This window comes from Nocardioides sp. JCM 18998 (assembly GCF_055391535.1).
Genome location: NZ_AP043886.1, coordinates 903,081 through 914,392 on the forward strand (window position 1 = coordinate 903,081; position 11,312 = coordinate 914,392).

General features: G+C 69.7%; 11 protein-coding genes. 2 read left to right on the plus strand and 9 right to left on the minus strand.

What is annotated here, in order from left to right; all coding sequences use genetic code 11:
- Positions 1 to 64: 64 nt before the first annotated feature.
- The 4 genes from ACZ5L9_RS04305 to ACZ5L9_RS04320 all read right to left on the minus strand — a co-directional run bounded on the left by ACZ5L9_RS04305 (position 65) and on the right by ACZ5L9_RS04320 (position 3,827).
- Positions 65 to 1,021, minus strand: coding sequence for a sulfate/molybdate ABC transporter ATP-binding protein (locus tag ACZ5L9_RS04305; protein ID WP_464534299.1), 957 nt, complete (start codon positions 1,019 to 1,021; stop codon positions 65 to 67).
- Positions 1,022 to 1,088: 67 nt separating this feature from the next.
- On the minus strand, positions 1,089 to 1,937 hold the full coding sequence (locus ACZ5L9_RS04310; protein WP_464534300.1) for a sulfate ABC transporter permease: 849 nt from the start codon (positions 1,935 to 1,937) through the stop codon (positions 1,089 to 1,091).
- Complete coding sequence (gene cysT / locus ACZ5L9_RS04315; protein ID WP_464534301.1) at positions 1,921 to 2,676, minus strand: sulfate ABC transporter permease subunit CysT; 756 nt, start codon at positions 2,674 to 2,676, stop codon at positions 1,921 to 1,923. Before cysT ends, ACZ5L9_RS04310 begins: the two co-directional genes overlap by 17 nt.
- 128 nt (positions 2,677 to 2,804) lie before the next feature.
- Positions 2,805 to 3,827, minus strand: coding sequence for a sulfate ABC transporter substrate-binding protein (locus ACZ5L9_RS04320; protein WP_464534302.1), 1,023 nt, complete (start codon positions 3,825 to 3,827; stop codon positions 2,805 to 2,807).
- 193 nt (positions 3,828 to 4,020) lie between these two features.
- On the opposite strand from ACZ5L9_RS04320, the gene ACZ5L9_RS04325 reads away from it, so the two are divergent.
- Both ACZ5L9_RS04325 and ACZ5L9_RS04330 read left to right on the plus strand, forming a co-directional pair.
- The gene (locus ACZ5L9_RS04325) at positions 4,021 to 5,976 is read left to right on the plus strand and encodes a 2-oxoacid:acceptor oxidoreductase subunit alpha (protein ID WP_464534303.1); all 1,956 of its coding nucleotides are present in this window, start codon (positions 4,021 to 4,023) and stop codon (positions 5,974 to 5,976) included.
- Positions 5,976 to 7,103: a 2-oxoacid:ferredoxin oxidoreductase subunit beta gene (locus tag ACZ5L9_RS04330; protein WP_464534304.1), complete on the plus strand. Its 1,128-nt coding sequence runs from the start codon at positions 5,976 to 5,978 to the stop codon at positions 7,101 to 7,103. The genes ACZ5L9_RS04325 and ACZ5L9_RS04330 overlap by 1 nt, the downstream gene beginning before the upstream one ends.
- A gap of 105 nt (positions 7,104 to 7,208) precedes the next feature.
- On the opposite strand, the gene ACZ5L9_RS04335 is transcribed toward ACZ5L9_RS04330, so the two are convergent.
- The 5 genes from ACZ5L9_RS04335 to rarD all read right to left on the minus strand — a co-directional run bounded on the left by ACZ5L9_RS04335 (position 7,209) and on the right by rarD (position 11,247).
- Entirely contained in the window at positions 7,209 to 7,928 is a 720-nt protein-coding gene (locus tag ACZ5L9_RS04335; RefSeq protein ID WP_464534305.1) for a hypothetical protein, read from the minus strand.
- 1 nt (position 7,929) lies between these two features.
- Positions 7,930 to 8,673 carry a hypothetical protein gene (locus tag ACZ5L9_RS04340; RefSeq protein WP_464534306.1) on the minus strand — a complete coding sequence of 248 codons (744 nt, stop codon included), beginning with the start codon at positions 8,671 to 8,673 and terminating at the stop codon, positions 7,930 to 7,932.
- Between the two features lie 2 nt (positions 8,674 to 8,675).
- The gene (locus tag ACZ5L9_RS04345) at positions 8,676 to 9,398 is read right to left on the minus strand and encodes a hypothetical protein (protein ID WP_464534307.1); all 723 of its coding nucleotides are present in this window, start codon (positions 9,396 to 9,398) and stop codon (positions 8,676 to 8,678) included.
- Positions 9,399 to 9,512: 114 nt separating this feature from the next.
- Complete coding sequence (locus ACZ5L9_RS04350) at positions 9,513 to 10,223, minus strand: hypothetical protein (protein WP_464534308.1); 711 nt, start codon at positions 10,221 to 10,223, stop codon at positions 9,513 to 9,515.
- A 145-nt stretch (positions 10,224 to 10,368) separates the two neighbouring features.
- On the minus strand, positions 10,369 to 11,247 hold the full coding sequence (rarD, locus tag ACZ5L9_RS04355; protein WP_464534309.1) for an EamA family transporter RarD: 879 nt from the start codon (positions 11,245 to 11,247) through the stop codon (positions 10,369 to 10,371).
- Positions 11,248 to 11,312 lie beyond the last annotated feature (65 nt).

Genomic DNA, 11,312 nt, shown 5'->3' on the forward strand with positions numbered 1-11,312 from the left:
GGCGACGCCTGCCCAGGCGTGCGCCGATCGGCGGGCGCGACCCGCCGACCGGCGCAACACTGGATCAGACCCGCGTCGCCCCCAGCACGGCGTTCAGCCACACCGTCGACCCCTCGACGATGCCGAGCCGGCGCGCGTGCGTGCGGGTGAGCTCGACCGTGACGACCTCGCCGATGTCGGTGAGGACGGTGAGCCGCACCTCGAAGCCGATCCGCAGGACGCGGGAGACCGTGCCCTCGATCGCGCCCGGCTCACCGGGCGTCACGTCGACCTCGATGTCGTGCGGGCGGATCAGCTCGCCGCCCAGGGTGGTCACGTCGCCGAGGAACGACATCACGAAGTCGTTCGCCGGGGCGTCGTAGAGCGCGTCGGGCGTACCGACCTGCTCGACCCGACCCTGGTTGATCACCACGATCTCGTCGGCGACCTCGAGGGCCTCCTCCTGGTCGTGGGTCACGAACACGGTGGTCACGTGGACCTCGTCGTGCAGTCGCCGGAGCCAGTCGCGCAGCTCCTTGCGGACCTTCGCGTCCAGCGCGCCGAACGGCTCGTCGAGGAGCAGGACGGTCGGCTCGACGGCGAGGGCCCGCGCCAGCGCCATCCGCTGGCGCTGGCCGCCGGAGAGCTGGGCGGGCAGCCGGTTGGCGAACTGGGAGAGGTGGACCAGGTCGAGCAGTTCGTTGACCTTGCGCTCGATCTCCGGCTTGGGCTTCTTGCGGATCTCGAGGCCGAAGGCGACGTTCTTCGCGACCGACATGTGCTTGAACGCGGCGTAGTGCTGGAAGACGAAGCCGATGTTCCGCTTCTGCGGCGGCAGGTGGGTGGCCTCGTTGCCCTCGATCGTGATCGAGCCCGAGTCGGCCGAGTCCAGGCCCGCGATGATCCGCAGCAGGGTGGACTTGCCGCCGCCCGAGGGGCCGAGCAGCGCGGTCAGCTGGCCGGTCGGCAGCGACACCGACACGTCGTCCAGGGCGACGAAGTCGCCGAACCGCTTGTTGACGTTCTTTACCTCGATGCTCATCGACGTCCTCGCTTCGCCCCGGGCGCCGATGAGGCACGTCGGGCGCTGTGTTGAATGGTTCGCTCGCTCATCGAGACTCCTTGGGGGCCTTCGGCCGCAGCAGCGCCACCACGATGAGGCAGAGCACCGCCGCGAACGCGAGCAGGAACGAGACGGAGTACGCCGTCGTCTGCTCGAAGTTCTGATATTTCTGCTGGACCAGGACGGTCGCGGTCTGGGTCTCGCCGGCGACGTTGCCGGCCACCACCTTGACCGCGCCGAACTCACCCAGGGAGCGTGCGAGCGAGAGCACGACGCCGTAGACGATCGCCCAGCGGATGCCGGGGACCGTGATCCGCCAGAAGGTCTGCCAGCCGTTCGCGCCGAGCGAGTGCGCGGCCTGCTCCTGGTCGTCGCCGAGCTCCTCGAGGACGGGGACGACCTCACGGACGATCAGCGGCAGCGCGACGAAGCAGGTCGCCATCACCATGCCGGGCCAGGCGAAGATGATCTGGATCCCGTGGTCCTCGAGCCAGGGCCCGAACCAGCCGTACCGGCCGTTGTAGACCAGCACCAGCGCCAGGCCGACCACGACCGGGGAGACCGACAGCGGCAGGTCGATGAAGGCCGAGAGCACCCGCCTGCCGGGGAAGTCGTAGCGCACCAGCAGCAGCGAGACACCGACGCCGAAGACCAGGTTGATGAGCACGGCGGCCACCGAGACCTCGAGCGTCAGCACGAGCGCGTGCTGCACGTCCGGGTCCTGCAGAGCGGTCTGCAGGCCGGTCAGACCGTCCGCGAAGGTGTGCTGCACGACGTACCAGCTCGGCCAGATGACCAGCATGGTCAGGTAGCCGACGACCAGGACCCGCAGACCCCAGGTCAGCGCCGGGTTCCGCCGTCCGACGGCGGCGCTGCGGCTAGCCACGGGCCACATCCCGCTTGGCGACGCGGCGGGCGATGATGTCCAGCGCCACGATCGCGAGCAGCGCGACCACCAGCAAGATCGTCGCCACCGAGGCGGCGGCCGCGGTGTTGCCGCCCTCGAGGTAGGACATCACCCGTACGGACGTGACCTCGGTGCGGTGCGGCAGGTTGCCCGACAGCAGCACCAGCGAGCCGTACTCGCTGATCCCGCGCGCGAAGGAGAGCGAGGCGCCCGCGAAGATCGCCGGCACGAGCGTCGGCAGCACGATCCGGCGGAACGTGGTGGCCCGCGAGGCGCCCAGCGATGCGGCGGCGTCCTCGACGTCGGTCTCCATCTCCTCCAGCACCGGCTGCACCGTGCGCACCACGAAGGGCAGCGTCACGAACGCGATCGCCAGGAAGACCGCCGCGCGAGTGTTGGCGAAGTGCAGGCCCAGCGGGCTGTCTGCGCCGTAGAGCGAGAGCAGCACCAGGCCCGCGACGATCGTCGGCAGCGCGAACGGGATGTCGATGACCAGGTCGAGCAGCGCCTTGCCGGGGAAGCGGTCACGCACCAGCACCCAGGCGATGATCGTGCCCATCACCATGTTGAGCAGGGTGACGAGGAACGACATCCCCACGGTCAGCTTGATCGCGTCGAGGGTCTGGCCGTTGCTGAGCGTATGCGCGTACGTGTGCCAGCCACCGCCACTCGCCTTGACGACGATGGCGGCCAGCGGGATCAGGACCAGCACGCTGAACCAGATCATGGCCACGCCGAGGCCGAGGCCCGACGTGGCGTTCAGAGTCCGGGAAGCGGACCGGCCCGGCCGGCGCCGGCGAACGCGCTTGCGCGGTTCACCGACGTCCGGCCGAGCCTCCAGGAGCGGCGTAGACGTCACTTTCCTGCCGCGGCCTGGAGCTTGGTGAGGATGCCGTTGTCCTCGTCGAAGTACTTCGTGTTGGCGTCGGCCCAGCCACCGAAGTCCTTGTCGATGGTGAGGAGCTTGGCCGGGACCGGGAACGGGTCGGCCGAGTTCTCGACGCCCTTCACGTCCACGTCGCCGACCTGGCTGGCGACCGAGTCGAGCGGGCGGTAGCCGGTCTCCTCGTACAGCTTCTGGCCGTCGGCGCTCTTCTGGAAGTCGAGCCACTTCTGCGCGGCGGTCGAAGCGTCCTTGGTCACCGCGCACGGGTTCTGGATCAGCAGCGAGCTGTCCGGGACGACGTAGTCCAGGTCGGTGCCGCTCTGGCGGGCGAGGATGACCTCGTTCTCGTACGAGATCAGGACGTCGCCGGTGCCGCCGGTGAAGGCGGTGGTGGCGTCGCGGCCGGAGTCCGGCATCGCGACGACGTTCTTGAAGAAGGACTTCATGTAGTCGCTCGCGGCCGCGTCGCCCTGGCCGAGGGCGGAGCCGTAGGCGGCCAGCAGGTTCCACTTCGCCGAGCCCGACGACGCCGGGTTGGGCGTCACGATCTGGACGCCGGGCTTGGTCAGGTCCGCCCACGTCTTGATGTTCTTCGGGTTCCCCGGACGCACGCCGAAGACGACGACCGACTGGGTGCAGATGCCCTGGGTCGCGTTGTCCTTCCAGTTGGCGTCCACGATGCCGGCGTCGACCAGCTTCTGCACGTCGGGCTCGAGGGAGAGGTGGACCTCGTCGGCCTTCGCACCGGCGATGACCGCGCGGGACTGGTCGCCGGAGGCGCCGTACGACTCCTTGAACTGGACGCCCTTGCCGGCGTCGGTCTTCTCGAAGGCGGCTTCGACGCCCTTGTTGGCCTGCTGGAGGACGGAGTAGCCGACGACGTTGATCGTGTCTGCCGCATCCGCGCTGGAACCGGAGCTGCTGCCGCATCCGGTCAAGGCCAGCACCCCGGCAGCGGCGACAGCCGCAACCGTGACCTTGATCGACTTCATGAGAGGTCCTCACTTCGTTGACATGGACGGAGGTCGAGTGACCTCCGTTATTCAGTAATGTCACGTAGAGTAGTCGACTTAATCGCTCTTGTCTTGTTCTGCTCGAGGTGTGGCGCGTCACATGGCGCAGGTGAGCCGAGCCACTACGGTGGCTACGGTGGAGGGACCAGCCACAGCGAAGGGACGCAAGCGCGTGTCGAAGCAGGTCAAGCAGCTCGATCGGGTGGTCATCCGGTTCGCCGGGGACTCGGGTGACGGCATGCAGCTCACCGGTGATCGGTTCACTCAGGAGTCCGCCGTGTTCGGCAACGACCTGATGACGTTGCCGAACTTCCCGGCCGAGATCCGCGCGCCGCAGGGCACGATCCCCGGCGTCTCGTCGTTCCAGGTGCACTTCGCCGATCACGACATCATGACCGCCGGCGACGCCCCCGACGTGCTGGTCGCGATGAACCCCGCCGCGCTGCGCGCGAACCTGGCCGACCTGCCCAAGGGCGCGACGATCATCGTCGACACCGCCGACTTCACCACCCGCAACCTGGCCAAGGCCGGGTACGACGCCAACCCGCTGTCGCTCCTCGGGGACGCCAACGATCCGCTGGGCTCGTACCAGGTCTTCCCCGTCGACCTGACCGGGATGACCGTCGAGGCGGTCAAGGAGTTCGGCCTCTCCCGCAAGGACGCCTCACGCGCCAAGAACATGTTCGCGCTCGGACTGCTGTCGTGGATGTACGGCCGCCCGACCGACTCCACGATCGCGTTCCTGACCAAGCGCTTCGCGAAGGTCCCCGACATCCGCGACGCCAACATCACGGCGTTCAGGACCGGGTGGAACTTCGGCGAGACCACCGAGGCGTTCGCGGTCTCGTACGAGATCAAGCCGGCTCCCGCCTCGCCGGGCACCTACCGCAACATCACCGGCAACCTGGCGCTCGCGTACGGGCTGGTGGCGGCGGGCGTGCGCTCGGGTCTGCCGCTCTTCCTCGGCTCCTACCCCATCACCCCGGCCTCCGACATCCTGCACGAGCTGTCGAAGCACAAGGCGTTCGGCGTGACGACCTTCCAGGCCGAGGACGAGATCGCCGGCATCGGCGCGGCGATCGGCGCCTCGTACGCGGGGTCGCTGGGCGTCACCACGACCTCCGGGCCGGGCATCGCGCTGAAGGGCGAGGCGATCGGCCTGGCGGTGATGACCGAGCTCCCGCTCGTGGTCGTGAACGTGCAGCGCGGCGGCCCCTCGACCGGCCTGCCGACCAAGACCGAGCAGTCCGACCTGCTCCAGGCGATGTTCGGCCGCAACGGCGAGGCGCCGATCCCGATCGTCGCCCCGTCGACGCCGGGCGACTGCTTCGACGCGGCCGTCGAGGCGGCCCGGATCGCCGTCACCTACCGCACCCCGGTGATGCTGCTGTCCGACGGCTACCTCGCCAACGGATCCGAGCCGTGGCAGATCCCCTCGGTCGCGGAGCTGCCGGTGATCGACCCGGCGTTCGCGACGGCCGCAGACATCGAGGAGGGCGGGACCTTCCTGCCGTACGCCCGCGACGAGGCGACCCTGGCGCGGCCGTGGGCGATTCCGGGGACCGCCGGTCTCGAGCACCGCATCGGGGGCCTGGAGAAGGAGGGCATCAACACCGGGACGGGCAACATCTCCTACGACCCGGCCAACCACGAGCACATGGTCCGCGCCCGGGCCGCGAAGATCGCCGCGATCGCCGACTCGCTGCCGCCGCTCGAGGTCGACGACCCGTCCGCCGAGGATGGGCAGGGCGCGAGGGTGCTGGTGATCGGCTGGGGCTCGACGTACGGGCCGATCGGGTCGGGCGTACGGCATGTCCGCAAGGCCGGCTACCGCGTCGCGCAGGCCCACCTACGCCACCTCAACCCGTTCCCGAAGGACCTCGGGGAGATCCTCCGGCGCTACGACAAGGTGCTGGTCCCGGAGATGAACCTCGGCCAGCTCCGGATGCTGCTGCGCGCCGAGTACCTCGTCGACGCGGCCGGCTTCAACGTCGTCCGGGGCCTCCCGATCAAGTCGATCGAACTCGCCGAGGCGATCGCCATCCTGGTCAGCGAGGCCGAGGGGATCACCGTCGATCTCGGCGCCGCGGAGCCAGCCGCCGCCGACGCCACGTACGAGGAGCTGTGATGACCGCGTTTCTTGGGGCAGACCTGACCGACCGGGCCTTCCGCTCCGGCACCGAGCTCGTCCCCACCCTGGGCGAGGGCGAGGGCCCGCAGACCGGCAAGGAGTTCACCTCCGACCAGGAGGTGCGGTGGTGCCCCGGCTGCGGCGACTACGCCGTGCTCAAGGCGGTCCAGGGCTTCCTGCCCGACCTCGGCCTGCGCCGGGAGAACATCGTCTTCATCTCCGGCATCGGCTGCTCCTCGCGGTTCCCCTACTACCTCGACACGTTCGGGGTGCACTCGATCCACGGCCGCGCGCCGTCGATCGCGACCGGCATCGCGACCGCGCGCGAGGACCTGTCGGTGTGGGTGGTGACCGGTGACGGCGACGCGCTGTCGATCGGCGGCAACCACCTCATCCACGCGCTGCGCCGCAACGTGAACATGACGATCCTGCTGTTCAACAACCGGATCTACGGCCTGACGAAGGGGCAGTACTCCCCCACCTCCGAGACCGGCAAGGTCACCAAGTCGACACCGGCCGGCTCGATCGACCACCCGTTCAACCCGGTGTCGCTGGCGCTGGGCGCCGAGGCGACGTTCGTGGCCCGTACGGTCGACTCGGACCGCAAGCACCTCACCGCCGTCCTCGCCGCGGCGGCCGCGCACCGCGGCACGTCGCTGGTCGAGATCTACCAGAACTGCCCGATCTTCAACGACGGCGCGTTCGACGGGCTGAAGAGGAGCGGACACCAAGGCTCTGAGGATGGTGGCGCCATCATCCCGCTGGTCCACGGCTCGCCGATCACGTTCGGTGCCGCCGACGGCGCCGGTCAGCCCAGCAAGGGCCTGATCCGGGACACGGTCTCCGGCGGCGTGAAGGTCGCCCTGGTCGCCGACGTCGGCCTGGAGAACGTGCTCGTCCACGACGCCCACAACCCCGACCCGACCACCGCCTTCGCGATCTCGCGGCTCACCGACGCCGGCGTGCTGCACCAGGCGCCGATCGGCATCTTCCGCCAGGTCGAGCGGCCCACCTACGACGACCAGGCGCGCGCGCAGCTCTCGGCGGCGCAGGAGGGTGTCAGCGGCTCGCCCGAGGACCGCCTGACCGCGCTGCTCAACGCCGGCGACACCTGGACCGTCTGACGCCGACCTTGCACGTGTGACCGTCGAGTCTGCACGTGATGTGCAGACCCGACGGTCATCTCTGACGATCGGGGCCTCAGCCCACGGCCGGCGCGCCCGTGCGCCTCATCGCACGATCGCGTACGACGTCGGCTTCGCCTTGTGGTCGGTGAGGTCGACGATCCGGACCGAGACCCGCTTGAAGGACGCGAGCCGGTTGAAGTCGCGCACGGTCAGGTCGACCCCGAACTCGCCCTTCTTCATGGTCTGCTGCCTGATACGCGTCTGGACGTGGCCGCCCCTGCCGGTGAGGGTGAAGCGGGCGCGGTAGGTGTGGTTCTCCTCGCCGAGCGAGAACGCCGCCACCGCCTGGCGCTCGCCGGTCGCGACGGCCAGACCCTTGAGCATGCTCGTGACGGCGTACCGCTTGCCCTGGCGCACCACGCCGGCCACGCAGATCCGGCTCATGCTCGGCGTCGTGACCACTGCCATCGCGCTCGGCGTGGTGGCGCCGGACTGCTTCGCCACGACGGTGAGCTCACCGTTGTCGCCGGTGTACTGATGCACCAGGTCGTCGGCGTCCTCGCCCGACAGGCTGTTCTCGGTGTCCTCGTCGAGACCCGCCACCACCGCGCCGGACCAGTGGTTGCGATCGGTGCCCCAGACGTGGGCGAGGGCGGTGGCGTTGCCGTCCTTGTCGATCGTCCCGCCGACGCGGACGGTGCCTCCGCCGGAACAGCTCGCACGGCCGACGATGTGCTGCTCGGCGACGGCACCGGCCGGGGCGATGAGGCCGAAGGAGAGGGCGCCCGCGGCCGCGGCGGCGAGCAGGGCGTTCTTCCGCATGTCAGCGCCCCAGCGAGAACTTCTGGACCGCCACGGGGACGGTGAGGTCCTGGACGGTGACGGTGGCCTCGGTGAATGCCGAGAGGCCCTTGAAGTCGTGCACCTCGGGGTCGAGCATGCCCATCGAGCCCGCCGTACGGACCAGCGTGCGGGTCTGCGTGCCCGACGGCGTGGTCAGTGCGAACGAGATCGCGTACCGGTGCCGGGCCTCGCCGCCCACCATCGCCATCACGGTCGGCTTCATGCCGGTGCGGATGGCGAGCATGCCATCGCCCATCAGCATGTACTGCCCACCGCGCGACATGACGCTGATCTCGCACATGCTCATGCTCGGCGAGGTGAAGCTGGCCTGGGCATCGAGCGAGCGCGAGTCCTTCAGGTGGGCGGAGAGGCTGATCCGGCCGTTGTGTGCGTAGTGACGCTTGGTCGTCCCGCCCATCATCGCCTGCATCTCGGCGTGGGACAGGTGGTCGTCGTCGCCGTCGTCGGCCTTCGCGATCGCGGCGGCCGGGTTGAGCTGGAAGCTCCCGCGCCAGCGCTTGCTGCCCAGGCCGGTCAGCGTGACGGTGCCACGCTCCGTACCGGCCTTGTCGACCGTGGTGGCCAGGCGGGCCTCGCCCTGGTCGCAGGTGGTCGAGCCGACCAGGGTACGGCCGTGGGTCGGCTGGACCGCGTCGGCGGACGCGGCCATCAGGCCGAGGGAGAGGACACCCGCGGTGGCAGCCGCGAGGAGGGGGATACGCATGTTCATCGGCCGATCGAGTAGGTCTGGGGCTGGGACTTGTGGGCGGTGAGGTCGACGACCTTCACCGAGACCTTGGAGAAGGTCGGGAGGCGCTTCACGTGACGGATGACGATGTCGAGGGCTCCGCGCCTCTTGGCGGTGTTCTCGGACGAGAAGCGCTGCGTACCGGTCTTGTCGACGACGGTGAACATGGCCCGGTAGCGGTGCCCCTTGGCGCCCAGGATGCTCGCGTCGAGCACCGACAGCGGCCCGGCGCCGACGATGAGGCCATCGACCGCGTTGAGGCTCATCACGCCGTACTGCGTGCCGGCCTGGATCACGATCGCGCTGCAGGTCGTGCGCAGGTCGTCGGCCACGAAGTAGGCGACCGCGTTCGCCGAGGAGGCGTTCGCGCGGGTCGCCGCGGTGGAGAAGGTGCCGTGTGCACCGTGGAACGTCTTGGTGGCGGCGGCAGCATCACTCTTCGACATGTCGAAGGTCCGGTCGACCCCCGCCACGACCAGGCCCGCAAAACGATTCCGCTTCGCGCCTGAGACGGTCGCGACCGCCTTGGCCGTACGGCTCGCGTCGATGCTGGTCGCCAGCCGGATCTGTCCGCCACCGACACAGCTCGCCGTGCCGACGAGCTTGGTCGCCGGAGCCACCGCATCGGCCCCCGGCGCGACGAGACCGACGGTGATGACACTGGTCGCGGCAGCCGCCGCGAGCACGGCAGAGCGCCGCATGATTCCCTCCAAGGAATGCCCGAGAGCCGGCCACCCTCCGCGGCCGAACGGCCAATGAGAACACGAAGTTGCTTTACCCGTGGTCTTTTCGCAAGAAATGTCCCCGTGGAGACCTCAGCGCTCGATCCCCAGGGCGTGGACGAGGAGGCCGTGCCGGTCCAGATCGGTGATCCGCACCGATGCCGCGCTCACGCCTCGCAGATGCGCTGCCCGGGCGAACGTCATGCGGAACAAACCATTGTCACCGGCCGTGACGATACGGGCCCGGCGGTGCACGCCGGCCTTCGTGTGAAGCGAGAGGGCGACCCGATAGCGGTGATGTGCGGTGCCGTATCCGCCGACGTCGACGGCGGTTCCGCTCGCAGGCAGGTCGAGATAGGCGAGCCCGTCCTCGACCTGGGCGGCCCCGGCACCGCCGCGCACGTACAGGCCGCACGACACGCGCCGACCGTCGCGCTTCGTCTCGAATGCGGCGAACGAGTCGACGGAGCGGATCGCGTCCGACCATGCCCAGACACCCGCGACCCCGTGATGAGGCACGAACGTGACGGGATCGCCGCCGGACAGGCTCGTGCCATCGTCAGGCGGAGGCAGGGTGCCGTCGACCGCGTACGAGACGTGCGGGATGACCGCACCGACCCAGCCCTTGCCCCGCACACCGCTGAGCACGGCACGATCGTGCTCGATGTCCCCGGCGATCCGGACGCGGAGCCGGATCTGACCGGTGTCGGTGCAGCGTGAGGTTCCGGTCAGCGTCGGAACCGATGAGGGCGCCGCCCCCTCCGCCGCCCCCTCCGCCTGGGGCGACGCCGCGAGCGCGGCCACCGGGGCGAGCGCGGCGATGACGGCAACACCGAGCGCGATACGGAACATCGGGCACCTCCGAGACATCGCGGCAGCGTGCGGCGCCGCGGCTGGCCTCCAGTGAACCACGTCCACCTGCGAGCAGCGCCGCGGACGAGAGCGCGGATCAGGCGACGACACGGCGGGCCCTGATGGAGTCCGCGGTGAAGACGGCGAGCGCCACCCAGACGATCCCGAAGCCGATCCAGCGACCGGTCGACATGGGCTCGTGGAAGTGGAGGATGCCGAGGCCGAACTGGAGGATCGGCGCGAGGTACTGCAGCAGGCCGAGCGTCACCAGCGGCACCCGGATGGCGGCCGCGCCGAAGAGGATCAGCGGCACCGCGGTGACGACGCCGGCCGAGACGAACAGCAGCGCGTGACCGGGACCCTCGGCGCCGAAGTGCGACTGGCCCCGGGCGGCCAGCACGAGCACGAAGACGAAGGCGAACGGCGCCATGATCGCGGTCTCCAGCGCGAGCGACTCGAAGGCGCCGGCGCCGGCGAGCCGCTTCGCCAAGCCGTACGTGCCGAACGAGAACGCGAGGACGAGCGCCAGCCACGGCAGCCGGCCGTAATCGATGGTGAGCACGGCGACGGCGACCGCGGCGATGCCGACCGCGACCCACTGCAGCGCCCGCATCCGCTCGCGCAGCACGACGACGCCGAGCAGCATCGTGACCAATGGATTGATGAAGTAGCCGAGCGAGGTCTCCACCACCCGGCCGTGGTTGACGCCCCAGATGTAGGTCGCCCAGTTGCAGGTGACGGTGACGGCGGCGAGGGTGAGCAGCCCGAGCTGGCGCCGGTTGCGGATCAGCGCGAAGAACTGCGGCGCCCGCCGCAACCCGATCACCAGCGCCGCCACCACGACCAGCGACCAGATCAGCCGGTGCGCCAGGATCTCGAAGGCGCCCGCAGGCTCGAGAAGCGGCCAGTAGAGCGGGAAGGCGCCCCAGATCAGGTAGGCACAGACTCCGTACAGGACCCCACGTGAGCGCTCCACGGACGAAGGTTAAGCGCTGGGGGCCGGTGCTGGTCGATCGAGGTATGCAGCCGAACCCGCACTTC